Below are 15,369 nucleotides of genomic sequence, written 5' to 3' on the forward strand. Positions count from 1 at the left end.
GAGCAGAACGCAAACCGGCACCGGGAAAGTATATCCCGGTGCCGGTTCTACAGCAAGTGCTTGTTGGGGTTTACCCTTCGGGCTGCTCTTGCCAAATTTTGTCCTGCGCTCCGTTGTCCTCCCTCCTGCCAAAGCCTTGGCCAGGGAAGGCTAATCAAAAAAGCTGTCGTATTGGTTCTTATGGCCAGTTTCCCTGACCGGCTGCTTCAGGGGCGCGTTGAGGTCCAGTACTTCCGCATCGTTTTCTGCCTTGGACAAAAGGCTGTACTTTTCCTCCCCAAGGATAAGGGAAGTCCCTTCTTTTTCCCACTGCTCCAGCATCTTCATGCCCTCCTCCTCGAAAATCCCGTTCTGGAGGTCTATGCTGTTCATAAAATTGGAAGACAGCTCCATGAAGCGGTCCATCTCCCCTACCTTATTGGCCACATCGTCCGTAATGGCTTCCATGGCAGCGTCGAACATCGCCCGCCTGTCGGGGTCTCCTGAGATGATGCTCATAGCACTGTTCATGGCTCCGTGGCTGGCGTGTATCGCTTTGCGCTCTTGCTCCTTTATCATCACCTGATCCTGAATATCTTCAGCCAGGATGAGGGAGTTCTCATGCATTTTAGTCAGTACCCGGTACAAGACTTCCATTTTTTTGTAGAGGTCTTCCAAGCGGACATTAGACTCTTTCAACCTGCCGGCCTTTCTAGACTTCAAGATCATCACCGTCTGTTTGTTGCTCGCTTTGGCTTTGCTGGCCAGCTGCAAGTTGGCATGTATCTCCTTTTTATTGTTGTGGATAAGCTCCTGCAGCTTGTGCATTTGCCCGCGGAGGATGTTGATCTGCTTTTCCATTTTCAGCACCTTGCCCTTGAGGTCGCTCACATAGTTCTTGAGTATGCCAATGGGGTCAAGCTCCACAAACAAGCCGGTGATCCAGCGCATGATGCTGCGGTACATATACCCCACGAGGTTGCGCATCCGGGGGTCGAGCACCATATAAACGATGGCTGCCAGCACCGCCAGCATGCCCGCCAGGTAGAGTGTATTTTGGGCTAGATCGATTAGCACGGGCAGCGCACTGGCAAAGAGATAGCCCCCGCCTAGAATGAGGGCACCTAAAAAGACAGCACCGGTCACGCCTTCTGGCCGCTTCCAAAAAGGCTTGCGCTTGGGCGCATTATTCAGTTGGTCCATGAAAAATTCAATTCGGTTATCCGGAATGCCCGGCACACAAAGAAAACAATTTTAGCCGGGCTGTACAACCGGCTGCGCCCTCAAAGAAAAGCCTTCTTCTTTCCCCATTTCAAGCGCCGGGCATTATCTTCGCCCGGAGCCAACCAAAGAGCCATGACGACCTTCGACGTAACCATACCTGTGCTGAACGAAGAAGCCACCCTGCAGCAGCAGGTGCGCACCCTGCACCAGTTCCTCCAACTGCACTTCCCTACGCCCGGCCAATGGCGCATCGTCATTGCTGACAACGGCTCGGCCGACCGCACCCCTTTGCTCGGGAAAGAACTGGCCGAAGCCTTGACGGAAGTCGTTTTCCTGAAAGTGCCGCGCAAAGGCGTTGGGCTGGCCCTTAAAACCTCCTGGTCTCAATCCACAGCCGATATCGTCGGTTATATGGACCTGGACCTCGCTACCGGCCTGCCCCATTTCCTGGAAGCCTTCCAAGCCTTGACGGAAGGCGGCTACGAGCTGGTCTACGCTTCCCGCCTCCACCCCAAGTCTAGAGTGATCAACCGCCCTTTCAAAAGGGAAGTGGCCAGCCGGGGCTTCAATTTGCTGCTCAAGGCTTACCTCGGGGTGAAATTCTCCGACGGCATGTGCGGCTTCAAATGGCTCAAACGGGATATTTTCCAAGACCTCTACGAGGCGGGCGCCCAAAACGATGGCTGGTTTTTCTCCACAGAGCTGCTGACAACTGCCGAATGGCTGGGCAAGCGCATCTTCGAGCTGCCCGTAACATGGACGGACGACGTGAGCAGCAGCCGGGTTGAAATCTTGCCCCTCGCCAAACGCTACATCAACGCTATGATCGCATTGAAAAAGAAACAACCATGACCTTAAACACCCCTGAGCTCATCCTTGGCACGGCCATGTGGGGCTGGACCACCTCTAGGGAGAACGCCTTTGCCCTCCTCGACCGGTTCTACCAAAGAGGCGGGCGGGCTGTGGATGCCGCTACCAATTACCCCATCAACAAAAAACCGGAAGATTTCCGCAAAGCGGAACAAATCCTGCTCGAATGGGCCAAAGCGCACGGCGTGGAAGACCTCCGCATCATGATGAAGGTCGGAAGCCTCAACAATATGCGCACCCCAGACCACAACCTCAGCATGAGCTTCCTCCTCATACTATTCGATGAGTACCGCAATGCTTTTGGGGACAACCTGCACACTATGATGGTGCATTGGGACAACCGCGACAGCCGGGCTGCCATCGCCCACACCATCAATGCCCTAAAACTGATGAACGACATGGGGGCTGAGGTAGGGCTCTCTGGCATACAGCACCCGGAGCACTACGCTGCTCTTGGAGAGGAAAAAGGGCTGGCGTTCCGCATTCAGATCAAGCACAACCTCCTCCACTCTGATTACAACCGCTACACCCCCTTCCATGGCCGGCCCCGGTTTATTGCCTATGGGGTCAATGCCGGCGGGCTCAAGCTCAATGTAGCCGACTATGGCCCGGGCAGCTCGCTCACGGCCAGAGGCGGCAGCCCTAAAACTGCCGAGCCCATCGTGCAGCGCCTGCGGCAAGCTATTGCAGAAGCCAATACCGTGAAGGGCCGCCCTGCTGTACAGACCATGAACCACTGTGGTATGGCCTACGCCTGGCATAGCCCTGATATGGGCGGCATCCTGATCGGCCCTTCTAGCACTGGACAGCTCGATGCTTCTCTTGACTTTGCCCGTGCGCTACAAACCCATGATTATTCCGGGTTATACCAGCAATTGCGCCAGATCGCCCAATCCTCAACACCATGAAGGCAGCGCCCGAACAGTACGACTTCCTCGTAGTAGGCGGCGGCATCTTCGGGATTTACGCTGCCCTGTACCTTTCCCGCAAGGGGATGAGGGTCCTGCTTGTAGAAAGGGAGAAAGAACTGCTCAAAAAAGCCTCCATCGTCAATCAGGCCAGGCTGCACAGTGGCTACCACTACCCCCGCAGCGTGGCTACCGCACTGATGTCTGATGACAATAAAGCCCGTTTCACCCAAGACCATAAAGATTTCATCAACTTCGAGTTCGAGAAATACTACGCCATTGACCGCTTCGGCTCCTTTACGGATGCTGCACAGTTCGAGCGCTTCTGTGCCTTCATAGGCATACGGTGCGAACGCGTGCGGGAACACCCTTACTTCAACTTCCACCGTTTGGAAGCCCTCTACGCCACCACCGAGTACACCTTCGACCCCATATTGATCGCCAACTATTACCGGGAGCAGCTGAAAAGCGCCCCAAAGGTGAAGGCTGCAATGTCTACCGAGGTACAGCGGGCAGAAGCCTACAGCACAGGGTGGGAAGTTGAGCTGTCGCCCAAAGGGGGTGCCCCTTACCTGATCCATGCAGCGCAAGTGGTCAACGCGACCTATGCCGGGAGCAATCTGATCAACCGCACCTTCGGGGCGAGGGACATCGACCTGATGCACGAAATCTCAGAGATGGCTTTTGTCAGCTCGCCCCAAATCAGAGATATCGGGCTGACCGTTATGGACGGGCCTTTTGGGTCTATCATGCCTTACGGCAAATCTGGCCTGCTCTCGCTATCGAGCGTAGCCTACACCCACCATAAAGTGTCGTACAACAACCTGCCGGCCTTCGACTGCCAGGCGCAGAACCCAGACTGCAGGCCGGGCGCGCTTTCAGTCTGCAACGCTTGCCCGGCCCGGCCAAAGAGCAATTACCAGAAAATGCTGGGGCAGATCCGGCATTACTTCAGCAGCCAAGTGGCCTTTCAGTACATGACCTCCATGTATACCGTCAAATCTAAGCTAAAAGCCAATTTCATTGACGATGGGCGGCCCACCGAGATTGCTCTCCTCCTAGAAAATCCGCCTTTTTATTGCATATTTGCTGGCAAAATCAACTCCATTTACGAAATCGAAAAAGTCTTGGCTATCTAAATAGACTGTATAGCCAAAAAACCCTAACCACATGGCCAAAGTATCCGTCTCCTCTGAAATCGGTGCCCTGAAACGGGTCATCGTTCACCGGCCTGACGAAGGCATCGCGCGCATTTCCCCCAAACGGGCAGAAGAGCTGCTGTTCGACGATATTGTCTACCTGCCACAGATGCAGGAAGAGCATGACGTGTTTACCGAAGTCCTTGCCCACTTCCTAGGGGCAGGCAACGTCCTGGAAATCGAGCAGCTCCTGTATGAAGCCCTCGAAGCCGACGAAGGGGACAAGCTGGAAATGATCGCTAAAATCATCGACTACGAAGAACTGCCACAGTCTTATGGCGACCTCCTCATCCCCTTGGACAATAGGGCCCTTACCGAGACCCTCGTCACCGGCTACCTTGCGGAAAAAGACCTCATCCTCTTCGACCCCATCCCCAACTTCATTTTCACCCGCGATATCGCAGTGACCGTCAATGGCCACGTCATCATTACCAAAGCCGCCAAAGAAGCCCGCTTTCGCGAAAACTTCCTGACGCGCTTCATCTTTTGGGCCCACCCCATCTTCCGGGAACTGGGCAAAGCCGGCCGCATCATCAACCTCAACAACGTAGAGCATTTCCCTCCTTCCCCCAAAAGGGAAATGGTCAGTATCGAAGGCGGCGACGTGATGATCATCAATCAGGACTACCTCCTCATCGGCTGTAGTGAGCGTACTACCGCTCATGCTATCCGCAGCCTGCGCGATGTCCTTTTCGAGAAAGGCGTGGTCAAGCATGTCGTGCAGGTCAACATCCCTACCGACCGCAGCTATATGCACATCGATACCATCTTCACGCAGATCAACCATCACCATGTGGTCGCCTTCAAACCTATCGTGCTCGACGGGCTGGGCTCTTACGTGGAGGTCTTTGCGCAAAGCGGAGCTACCCGCCAATACCCTTCGATCAAGGAGTTTTTCCTTTCTGAGATCAGCCCCAATATGACGTTCATCCTCAGCGGGGAAGGCGAATCGCCCTATCAAGACCGGGAGCAGTGGACCGACGGCTGCAACCTTGTAGCCATCAAGCCAGGGGTAGCCCTGACCTACGACCGCAACCCCTATACCGAAAAAGCTTTCCGAAAAGCCGGTTACCAGATCATTCATGCCCACACGCTGCTGCAGGCTTTCAAAGATGGCTCCCTCAAGCCTGAAGAGGTGGAGAACACCATCATCACCTTGCCGAGCAACGAGCTTTCGAGGGCCCGCGGTGGCTCCCACTGTATGACCTGCCCTATTGAACGGGGGTAAACCATAAACCTTTTTGCGCACATGAGTATCAGCGACACCTTCAAAGCGTTCCGGGGACTGAAAATCCTAATTGTAGGAGATGTAATGATCGACCGCTACCTTACGGGCTCGGCCGACCGCATCTCCCCGGAAGCCCCGGTGCCGGTTGTCCGGCTCCATCAGCGGGACGACCGCCTCGGGGGCGCAGCCAATGTGGCGCTCAATATTGCAGCACTGGGCGCCAAGCCCTACCTGTGCACCGTCATTGGGCAAGATGCTGATGCCGCCAAGCTCGAAGCCCTCATGCCTGAGCAGCAGCTCTCTACCCGTGGGCTCGTCCGCTCTGCCCAACGCCGCACTACCGTCAAGACCCGCATACTGGCCGGCAGTCAGCACCTGCTCAGGGTAGATACAGAAGATACACACCCCCTGAGCACCACAGAGGCAGAGCAGCTGTTGACGGCTGTGCGCAGCATCCTCGAAGCCAAAGCTATTGACGCTATCCTCTTTCAGGACTACAACAAAGGCGTGCTGTCCTACGAGGTCATCAATGCGATCACCCTGGAAGCCGTAAAACGGGACCTGCCCACTGCAGTTGACCCCAAATTCGACAACTTCTGGGCGTACAAGCACGTCACCCTGTTCAAGCCCAACCTGAAGGAAATTCGGGCTCAAGCCCCTTTTCCGGTAGACCACAGCCCTGCCTCCTTAGACCGGGCGGCCGCACACATCCGCAGCAAACTAGGCAACCCTTTTACCATCATCACCCTCAGCGAAAAAGGGGTTTACCTTAATGAGCAGGGGCAGGGGCAGACATTGCCGACCCACCCCCGCTCCATAACAGATGTCTGTGGTGCCGGAGATACCGTTTTTGCCGTAGCTGGCCTGGGGCTGGCATTGAAACTGCCGCTCCAAGAGATTGCACAGCTGGCCAACCTTGCCGGAGGGCAGGTCTGCGAAAAAGTAGGGGTAGTGCCCGTCGACCGGGAACAATTGGAAAAAGAATACCGCCTGCTCGGCGAAAAGGGGCGCCTCTGATCGGCTGTGTTGCCCCTACAGGCTAAGCGCTTGCCCGACCCAGCCTGGTGCTTACTTTTATGGGGCCACCCCTGCCTGACGGCACGGGCCGCTACGCTACGGGGCTCGCTGCCCGCTCGGCCCTGACGGGCTTGACACCCCTCCGCATCGCTTGTCCGGCACCGGCAAAAGAGCCAGCCGCCCCAATGCCTATAGTGCCTCAAGCCATAAATACTTGACACCCCAAGTTTCGTTCTTTTCCGCCTACTCTTCGTTAAAGGACCGCTCCTTTAGCTCGGGCTAAAGCCGCGAACCTTCGCCTTGATTAGCCGGAAAATAACTTCAACTTAAGTATCAGAGATTTATGACTTAAGCCTACTAGGCTTTTTTGGTTTGCCAAATTGCCAAGTCCGCATCCGGGCTTGCGTTTGCAAATGATATCGCCTAAGTTATTGGATAAAGATTTCTACCTCTTCATACCCTATCTACTGAATTATGAAATGGAGCACCACCGTATTTGCCCTTTGCGCATCTGTTGGATGGCTGAATGCAGCCCTGCCGTTCTGGGCGGCCGACTTTTCCAATGGCTTCCCAGATGGATGGTCTACTGCCGATGCGGCCGGGCAGGGCGTCTTCTGGGCCTATTGCCCACAATTTGACGCTTGCCTGCCTGCGGAGAGCCCCTTGCAGCAATTCCAATCCCCCTCCTCAGGCAATGGCTTCCTCTGGCTCGACTCCGATGGTGCTGGGCTGCTGCCCGGAGAAGGGCACATCAGCCGGCTGAGCTCCGCCGCAGTCGATTGCAGTGAACGCTCACAGGTCTTTCTGCAATTCTATACCGCCATCGCCACAGACAACGAGCCCGCCGCCGCGAAGGCCATAGTCCGGGTCACGACCCCAAATGGCAGCCAGGTATTCCAGCCCTTCCCCATGCTCACACAGGCCGATCAGCAAATCGCCCCCTTGCCTGCCCTCGGCTATGGCGCTTACCTGGTCACCCTCGACATCAGCCCTATTGCCGCTGGCGAAGCGGAAGTCACCTTAGAGTGGGAATGGGCCGCCAACCGGGAGTTCGCCTGGCTCATAGATGACATAACACTTACGGCTAGCAACCCTGCTGCGCCCGATAGCGCCATTTTTTTTGAGCCCTTTGCCGGGGGGGCTTCCGGATGGACAAGCCAAGTGCTGCCGCTGTCGGGCGGCGACTCCACCTGGGCCTGGTCTGCAGGGGGCGATGTAAGCCTGGGCCTTGGGGCGGTAGTCTCTGACTTCGGGCCCTACTTTTTCATTCATTCCCCTACCGCAGCAGATGGGGCCATGACCTTCCATGCAGACTTCTACACCACCGGCGGCGATACCCCGGGCCAAGAATTCTACCTTTGCGAGCTGGTTTCCCCCCCGATAGACCTCAGCGGGGTCACCACCCCACTCGCCCTTTCCTTCCATCAGTTGGCCTGGCTCGGCAATACCGCACCTGATGCCCCAGTCTCCAATGAAGGTGCGCGGTTTATCAATTCCTTCTCCTACAGTACCGATGGAGGGCAGACCTGGAGCAGCCCGGAGGCCGTCAACCCCTATCTGACTTCCATCACCAGCATCAACCGCAATGAAATCCCGCCTTTGGACAGCCGCGAACGTTTCCCTATACCCGGGGCAGCGGGCAGCAGCGCCTTCCGCATCAAGTTCACCTGGGCCGGCGACTTCTTCTTCTGGGCACTGGACGACATCGCGCTAGAGCTGCGCCCGGACAACGACCTAAGGACAAACGCCAACTTCTTCGCCCGCGCCCCCAATGCCATTACCCCCGAAAGCCAACTGATGCCCCTTCCCCTACAGGCCGATGTGCAAAACATTGGCGCACAGCCCGCCCATAGCCCGGTACAATCTTTTTATTTGTACGCCGAGCCCACCGGTGCGCCCATGGCCTACCTTGAACTCTCGGGCCTGCCCAGCCTGGAGGTCGATGCCCTTTTTGAGAATGTAGTTTTCCCCGCCGCCCTCTCCCCCAGCACCTTCGGGCTAGAAGGGCGGTACAGAGGCCAATACCAGATAGCACATCAGGAGCCCGATGAGCGCCCAGAAGACAATACCGTGGGCTGGTCGATGGAAGTGTCGAGCGGCACCTTCGCCAAAGAGTTCGGTTTCACTAGGGATGTTGCGCCCAACTCCGCATTTGATTACACCTACGGCAACTGCTTTTTTGTGCCCGAGGGAGCGGGGTTTTATGCCCAGCACCTATCTTTTGGAGTGAGCAATGCTGGCGCTCTGGCCAATAACGGCCGCACGGTCAACACCCTGCTCTACGAATGGCAAGGCGATCTGAACGGCGATGGCTTTGCCGGCCCGGAAGAGCTGGAGGAAATCGCGATCAACCTTTATGCCTTCAACGGCACAGAGAGCGGGGAACAGATCATACTCCCGGCCTCTTTTGAAGGAGAAGGGGTACCGCTTAAAGACAATACCTATTATCTGGCTTGTGTGAGGTACAACGACTTGACCGGCCCTCCCCTTTTCCTCCTCGCCAGCGATACCATAGACTATACCGCTACCCTATCTGCCAGCCTCGGTAGCGGAGGCGTACCCCAATACGCTAGTGTGCTGGATGTTGGCAATACGGGCGTGTTCAGCCTATTAGGCTTTGGGTACGACATCGTGCCCACCATCCGCTTGCACATTGGCGACTCCCCCATCATCAATAGCAGCCGCAATGGGTTGGCGGAAGCCGCAACCCTGATAGCCTGGCCCAACCCTGCAACAAAACAAGTCAGCATTGATTTCGATGGCCTGGCCCCACAACAGGGGGAATTAATTGTGAAAGACGCATTGGGCAGGCTGGTATTAAAAGAAAAAGTTGATGGAATTCAGCACAAACCTGTTACATTTGACGTTCAAAATTGGGCAGCAGGCTATTATACGGCCGCTCTATACTGGCACTCAGGCCTCGCAACCACCCGCTTTTTGGTCGCACAGCCTTAACCATCGAGCCACCTTTACCCAAAAACACAATCATTTAATCAAACCATGTATATGAAGTTATCTACAAAACTATTCGGAGCACTGCTCGCCGCTGGCCTTACCGCCGGTGCAGCACAGGCTCAGAACGTGATCCTCTCAGAAGATTTCGCCAATGGCATCCCCGCTGACTGGGGCAACGAAGACACCTCAAACAACGGAGCGATCTGGACTTGGTGCAACGACCCGGCAACAGGCCAGGGCGATGGCTGCCCTGCAGTCTGGGGAGATGCCATCAACCAGCAAATGCCTTTCGCTTCTGCTACCGCTACCAACGGCTTTGTAACGGTAGACTCTGACGCAGCGGGCAACATCACACACACTAGCGAGCTGACCATCGCCTCTCAGGACTTCTCGGCTGCTGCTGCCGTATGGATAGAGTTCCAAACGCACATCGGCGTGTTTACCTTTGGCGCAGACGACAACGCCATCTTGAGGGTGAGCGCAGATGGGGGCACCAACTGGACCAACTACACCATTTTCCCAGGGCTGACGACCAGCGAGCGTTGGTCTGAAAACCCAGAAGAAGTGGTCATCAATATCTCTGACGCAGCGGCAGGGCAGAGCGATGTCCTGATCCAATGGCAGTGGACTGGCAGCTTTGAGTACAACTGGAACCTCGACGATATCGTCGTTTATGATGGCGACCCCCGCCCAGCTAACGATATGCGCGTCAACTCTTTCTTTGCGGTAGCCCCTAACGCAGTGACCCCTGCTTCCCAAGTCACTCCTTTTGGCTTTATCGCCGACATACAGAACCGCGGTGCTATGACACAGCAGAATGTAACCCTTGACGTCAGCATCAGCGATGCCAATGGCGAGGTGTTCTCTGACCAGGTGACTTACGCAAGTGTAGCTCCTGACTCTGTAGCCGAAAACGTATTCTTTGCTACGGAATTCTCTCCTGCCATGGAGCCTAACGCTTATATCGGCAATTATACCCTTACCCTCAGCGAAGACGACGCCGTGCCGGCAGACAACGTGCAGGAATTCCAGTTTGTGGTTTCTGATACGCTCTTCAGCCGCGACAATGGCGAATCGCTTGGCGGTACCCGCCCAGCAGATGACAACGACTTCACCTACGGCAACATCTACTATGTGCCTAACGGCGACGGGCTGTTCGCACGCTACGTGACCTTCGGCATCAGCAACCCGGAAGACCTGCCTGGGCAAAACGTTTCCGTTCTGCTTTACGAATGGGGCGGCGATGCTGACCTTGACGGGCAGGCCAACGCAGGGGAGTATGAAGGCCCTATCGCCTTCAACTTCTACACCATCACTGGAGAAGAAGAAGGCCTCGTTACGGTGCCTATCGACATCGACAACAACTTCCCTGAGCTGAAGGACGATACCTACTACATCGTAGCCGTACAGTTCGCGCCAGAAGATGACGATACCGAGCTGTTCCTGAATACCACTACCAGCATCGACTACAATGCGACTCAGTTCTACCAAGACTCTGTGGAGAACAAAGCGGTCCCTTATGTAGCTCTTGACGTGAGCAACGTAGGCGATTTCAGCCTCAACGGCTTCGGGTTTGACAACGTGCCTGTTGTACGCCTCTCAATTGGCGACTCTGAAGTCAGCACACGTGAGAACCTGCTTCCTGAAGGTGCGGTCAAGGTACACCCAACACCTGCCAACGAGCAGTTCTGGGCAACCTTCGACCTTGAAGCCCCTGCCAGCCAAGCAGTAGTCAGCCTGATGAACGTAAAAGGCCAGATCGTGGAGACCCGTGACCTCGGCACGCTGCAGCAAGAAACGGTACGTTTTGATGTATCCGCACTGCCTGCTGGCCAGTACTTCCTGCGCCTGCAGACCAGCGAAGGGGTCAGCACCAAGCCTGTCGTAGTGCAGCACTAACCCCTGATGCCAGCCAAAAAGCTTGGCCATACAAAAGCCCCGGGCGTAAAGCGCTCCGGGGCTTTTGTCATTTCAAGAGAACAGCTGAAAACACCGAATTAAAACCAGATTGCTGTTTTTTTGCCCTTCCTGATAAGATGGGGGCTCCCCCTGCCTCACAGCAGGGGGCGCTATGCTACAGGGCTCGCTATCCGCTCGGCCCTATCGGGCTTCCCACCCTTCCGCAGCGCTAGCCCGGCCCTGCCTGAACCCGATAGGCTAGAACGCCTGTGGCATTCCGGTTGATGCCCTAACCCTCCAGCCCCTTTGTCATTTCTTCCAGCTGAGTTTGCAGCTCCCGCACATGGTCCAAAGACAAATTATCCGGGACCTTTAGCGCCAGCTGATCTATGGTATCGAGGTAAAGCGCCTCTAGCTCCATATCAGAGCGCAGCGCCTCCATGTCCGCCAGCTCTTCATACCGCTGTTCTTTAAGCTTTCTGAGCTCTGCCTCTTTTTGTGCCAGCGTGCGAGACAACTGATGATTGTGCAGCAGGCGCTCCAATTTGTGCCGGGCAGTACGGTAGAAAGAAACCTTGGCCTGCCCCAATTCATATTCCGCTTCAAATTCGCGGATGAGATATTGGGCATCTGTCCTATTCTTGATATTCAAAGCGCCCTCGTCCCGCAGCTCTCGCCTCAGCTCCCTTATGTTACCTTTGATAGCCTTCAGCTGCTCACTGTACTGCCGGATATGCTGATCCACTTCTTGCATCCGCTCTGCCACTTCAGCAGGCACATCGCCGCCCCGAGATTTTTTCAGCCGCTGCTGCCGCAGCACTTCATACACGAGGAAAATCAGGAACCCTACGCCCCCCAGCAAGACAAGCGTCAGCAGCATGAAGCGCAGCGGGCCTGCAAACCGGAGCAAAAGGATGATGCCAACGACGATCAGGCCAATTTTCCAGGGGCTAAAGTTCGTCTTATTTTCCTGCTGCATAATTTTTCAAAATTTTTTGAACCCTTTTACAAACGTACTGTTAGGCATGCAGTTTTATGAATCGCTAATGTTTTTTGTTTGTTTATAGTTTATGCAGGTACCTCAGCCGGGGTACCTTTTTTTTTGCCTGCCACACAAGTTAGCGCCATTGGCTGAGGGTAAAAAGAAAATCCGCTGCAATCCTTTCCTCTTTGATAGCCATACACACCCAGACCTTCCGGCGGCCGTTCTCCGGCGGCACCCTGGCTTTCTTCCATACCGCCCATTCCGGCTGCTTAATGGCACCGGCCAAAGCTACATCCCACATTACCCAATCAGCTCCTGCGCCCACGCTTCGCCACCGCCATCGGAGCAGCTCAGCCAAAGCCGGCCGGCTTTCTTCCAAGGCCCCGAAAAAGCCTTCACGGCTCACACGTACCTTGCCGGCCACATTCGCCGGCATGATCCAGAGCTCGAGCGCTTCCTGCTCTAGCAGAAAATCAAATGCATTGAGGTCATTACGGATGTTGAACTCATTTTTGTTCCAGGCCTGGCTCTTGGCATCATAGTGCCCGCCCAAAAGGTAGACCCTAATGCGTGCGGCCAGTTCCGGGGCAGCAGCTATCGCCATGGCCACATTGGTCGTTGGGCCCGTACAGATGATGTTCAGCTTCTCCCCCTCCGGAGCCTTCCAAGCCTGATCTATGAGGTAACGGACAGCAGGCGCAGATTGTAGCGGCAAGGGCGATTCATAGCCCCAAGGCGGGCCGGCCGGCCGGGTACAGCCGCGCAGGGCAGGGAGGCCGAACTTCCCACAAGCTGCCAAAATCCGCTCATTCCAATATTGGCTGATGGCCACGGTCGGCAGGCTGTCGGTAGGCAGGCCGTTCCATTTTTCGACAAAAAGGAGGTGCGGCGTGCTGTAATGGGCAGACTGCAAAGCCGCGACATCCAGCCCTCCGGGGCCGAGCAAATAGGCAATAGCGGCCCAATCGTCCATTTCATTGCCAGTATCCGCATCCAGGATGTAGGGCTGAGCGGCAAGCGTTGCCCCTCCCAAGGCCCAAAGCCACACACACAACAAAATCCTCATAGCCTTTTGACAGGAAAGATACAGGAAAATCCGGGCATCAGCCGGCCTGCTCCCAAAACCGGGCCTCCCCACTAAGCGCTTTCAGGTAGGCTTTGGTCTGCTGATAGCCCCGCTCCCGGATTTCCTGCCACTTCCGGTCATCCAGAAAACCTATGCCCTTGAGGTCCAGCTCCAAGTATAACGAAGCCTTAGACTTGTTCTGCTCCTGGCGCTGTAGACTATTGAGCATGAGGGAATTGATGATCAAAGAAGCCAAACCTGGGATTTTTATCTTGCGCCGGCCACGGGTCTTATCCCAAAGAATGCGCCAAGAAGAAGGCGGCTCCTCGTAATTGGCTTTGCGCTCGCTCAGCCCAGAGAGGGATACCGCAATGATGTGCCCCACCGGGTAACGGTACATGGGCTCGATAGGCACATTGTCCATTACCGCCCCGTCGACATGCAAATACTGATTGATGACCACCGGCGGGAATATGCCAGGGATCGCAATACTCGCCTGCACCTGCTTCCACAACAGCCCCTGCTCGTGTATCTCCGGGCGGGCTTTGGAAAAATTGGTAGATACACAATAAGAATTCACCCATAAGTCTTCTACATGGGCATCCCCGAAAACCCGCTGTATAAACCCCTTCACCTTCCTGCCTGTCATCATTGATACCATCGGCAGGGCAAAGTCGTTGGAAGTCAGCTTGCTCTTAGCAGATTCAGCACTGATGGCCTTCATTTTCTGAAAATCAAAATCGGTATGCGAAAGCGCCATCCCATGTACCGCCCCGGCACTTGTACCGCCCAGAAAATCCACCTCGATCCCGGACTCGAACAGGGCCTCTGCTACCCCCTGATGTGCATACCCCTTGGCGCCGCCACCGCCAAGTACCAGCCCTACTGCACGGTGGGAAATGATGCGGCAAAACCGCCTTATGTCCCTCCCATCCCCTGGGCGGGCATGAATATGTAGGTCTACCTTGCGGGGCTTCAGCCAACGGCGGGTATTTGCTGGCCGTACGGTTCCCGAGCCGTGCAGCAACAGGAGGTAAACGGGCTTGTGGAGCACGCCTTGCTCATACAAACGAAAAGCCCGCTCGGTTGGGGTCAATGCTGCCTCCCCAGCAAAATCAGCAGCGCAAACGATCAGGTCGGCATACAAAATACACTGTTGCGCCCAGGCCTCCTCATCTGGCCGGCATACCAAAATATTGAGGCCAGGCTCGGCCTCCAACTGCCCAAGCCCGGCCCGGCCATCAAGGCTGCCGGCTGCCCAAACCCTGATCGGCACCTGCAAAGGGCCCATAGCCTCTTCCACCTCCGCGATAAACTGACCGAGGTGCCTGCTCTCGGAGAGCTGCAAGAGCGCGATGTTGCGGGGCGGAGAAGATTTGTGCTGCTCGAAGGTATTGCGGCGCAGCCGTTTGATCACAAAGTTGGCCATTGCTGTCGCCAAGGCAGGCTGACGGGCAATCAGCGCTTCGTAGTCTTCGTAAGAAAAAGCCAGGACGGCTGATTCCCGGATAGCAAGGACATCTGCCATACGGGGCTCCTCCGTGAAGAGCGCGAACTCGCCTACGGGCTCTCCCTCGCCGATGTCGCCCAAAATGCGCGGCTGCCCGTCCACTTGCCGTACTGCGCGCAAACGCCCGCTCACGACAATATAGAAAGTGCGCTGCCGCTGCCCTTCCCGAAACAAATATTCGCCAGCTTTGAGGGCTATGGGGGCTCCCGTCTCAAAAATGTGCTGTAAAACGACCTCTTCCAGTTCTCCGAATAAGCGCCGGAAGTGATGCCGATAGGTTTTATACCCTTGCATGAAAGTACTTTTGTAGAAGTGAACAAAGAAGGCTACGGTACTGCAAGCACAGTACAATTGGCAGGAGCTAAGTTTGCAAGGAAGGAACCGGACCGCTCTAAGAAGGCTAATGCCAAGGGCAGCCCAGCTTGAGGCCGGGGCTGCTATTGCCGCCTCCTTTAGGCTGCGCCTCGAGCCATGACAGCACGGGCGTTGCGGGCCGATAAAGATAAAAAATAATATGTGCTGAGCTAAA

11 protein-coding genes are annotated in these 15,369 nt (G+C 55.7%); 7 read left to right on the top strand and 4 right to left on the bottom strand.

Annotated features, from left to right (window positions below; genetic code table 11):
- Positions 1-150: 150 nt before the first annotated feature.
- Positions 151-1,182 (bottom strand): hypothetical protein, encoded by a 1,032-nt coding sequence (locus FRY97_RS14425; protein ID WP_170254657.1) that lies wholly within the window; start codon positions 1,180-1,182, stop codon positions 151-153.
- Between the two features lie 153 nt (positions 1,183-1,335).
- Between FRY97_RS14425 and FRY97_RS14430 the strand changes: the two genes are divergently transcribed.
- From FRY97_RS14430 to FRY97_RS14460, 7 genes are all read left to right on the top strand, one after another.
- Positions 1,336-2,055, top strand: coding sequence for a glycosyltransferase (locus FRY97_RS14430; RefSeq protein ID WP_147168258.1), 720 nt, complete (start codon positions 1,336-1,338; stop codon positions 2,053-2,055).
- Complete coding sequence (locus tag FRY97_RS14435; RefSeq protein ID WP_147168259.1) at positions 2,052-2,981, top strand: aldo/keto reductase; 930 nt, start codon at positions 2,052-2,054, stop codon at positions 2,979-2,981. The genes FRY97_RS14430 and FRY97_RS14435 overlap by 4 nt, the downstream gene beginning before the upstream one ends.
- Positions 2,978-4,120 (top strand): NAD(P)/FAD-dependent oxidoreductase, encoded by a 1,143-nt coding sequence (locus tag FRY97_RS14440; RefSeq protein ID WP_147168260.1) that lies wholly within the window; start codon positions 2,978-2,980, stop codon positions 4,118-4,120. The genes FRY97_RS14435 and FRY97_RS14440 overlap by 4 nt, the downstream gene beginning before the upstream one ends.
- A gap of 31 nt (positions 4,121-4,151) precedes the next feature.
- Positions 4,152-5,408, top strand: coding sequence for an arginine deiminase family protein (locus FRY97_RS14445; RefSeq protein WP_147168261.1), 1,257 nt, complete (start codon positions 4,152-4,154; stop codon positions 5,406-5,408).
- A gap of 21 nt (positions 5,409-5,429) precedes the next feature.
- The gene (locus FRY97_RS14450; RefSeq protein WP_147168262.1) at positions 5,430-6,425 is read left to right on the top strand and encodes a bifunctional heptose 7-phosphate kinase/heptose 1-phosphate adenyltransferase; all 996 of its coding nucleotides are present in this window, start codon (positions 5,430-5,432) and stop codon (positions 6,423-6,425) included.
- A 474-nt stretch (positions 6,426-6,899) separates the two neighbouring features.
- Positions 6,900-9,380, top strand: coding sequence for a T9SS type A sorting domain-containing protein (locus tag FRY97_RS14455; protein ID WP_147168263.1), 2,481 nt, complete (start codon positions 6,900-6,902; stop codon positions 9,378-9,380).
- Positions 9,381-9,431: 51 nt separating this feature from the next.
- Positions 9,432-11,279, top strand: a complete 1,848-nt coding sequence (locus tag FRY97_RS14460; protein WP_170254658.1) for a T9SS type A sorting domain-containing protein — start codon at positions 9,432-9,434, stop codon at positions 11,277-11,279.
- A gap of 289 nt (positions 11,280-11,568) precedes the next feature.
- On the opposite strand, the gene FRY97_RS14465 is transcribed toward FRY97_RS14460, so the two are convergent.
- The 3 genes from FRY97_RS14465 to FRY97_RS14475 form a co-directional block, all read right to left on the bottom strand.
- On the bottom strand, positions 11,569-12,258 hold the full coding sequence (locus FRY97_RS14465) for a hypothetical protein (RefSeq protein WP_147168265.1): 690 nt from the start codon (positions 12,256-12,258) through the stop codon (positions 11,569-11,571).
- A 139-nt stretch (positions 12,259-12,397) separates the two neighbouring features.
- On the bottom strand, positions 12,398-13,330 hold the full coding sequence (locus FRY97_RS14470) for a nucleoside hydrolase (protein ID WP_147168266.1): 933 nt from the start codon (positions 13,328-13,330) through the stop codon (positions 12,398-12,400).
- 37 nt (positions 13,331-13,367) lie between these two features.
- Complete coding sequence (locus FRY97_RS14475; protein ID WP_147168267.1) at positions 13,368-15,134, bottom strand: patatin-like phospholipase family protein; 1,767 nt, start codon at positions 15,132-15,134, stop codon at positions 13,368-13,370.
- Positions 15,135-15,369: the final 235 nt, after the last annotated feature.

This window comes from Phaeodactylibacter luteus, from assembly GCF_007993045.1.
Lineage (GTDB): Bacteria > Bacteroidota > Bacteroidia > Chitinophagales > Saprospiraceae > Phaeodactylibacter > Phaeodactylibacter luteus.